At 48.1% G+C, this 518-nt stretch carries 1 protein-coding gene; it reads left to right on the plus strand.

What is annotated here, in order from left to right; genetic code table 11:
- The coding region (locus RF647_RS19280) for a hypothetical protein (RefSeq protein WP_368813140.1) at positions 1 to 294 on the plus strand (294 nt) is incomplete at its 5' end.
- Positions 295 to 518: the final 224 nt, after the last annotated feature.

The following is a 518-nucleotide window of genomic DNA, read 5'->3' on the forward strand; positions in this document are numbered from 1 at the left end:
CAGAGAAACATTTCCAAATGGGTCAGGGATGGCGTTTGCAAACCCACGCTGTTACGACAGATTATTACTGAAGTTACCTTGCACCCAGAAGCTGTTATGACGCTTATACCTTTCCTCAAAGATGAGTCATCCAGTATTCGATATGCTGCTACAGCACTTCTTAACACGCGGTTCATGACACTCGAGCAAATCGAATTGCTTGCCCGCGATCTTTCAAATGACACTGAAATTGAGATTAGAGAAATCGCATCTGCAACACTCTCTTCACTTATGCCCGGAAAGGGGGGGATGTAAGCTCTTCCGGGCACCACATCGGGCCCCGTTGTACTGGTGATGGCATATCTTGCCAGTCCACAGTATGCGGGGCTCGGAAACCGGATTAGTTCGGGTCGCCTGTCATTCTCTGTACTTCCTCTGCCTCAAAGGCGTCGTTAAGCATCTTCAACTGTTCGGATAGGATAAGAAGCAAAACGTAATTTGGAGCGGCATCGTCGGGTTTATCAAGCATGACGTTGGTT

Origin of the sequence: Kocuria sp. CPCC 205263 (assembly GCF_040981075.1) — a bacterium.
GTDB lineage: Bacteria > Actinomycetota > Actinomycetes > Actinomycetales > Micrococcaceae > Kocuria > Kocuria rosea.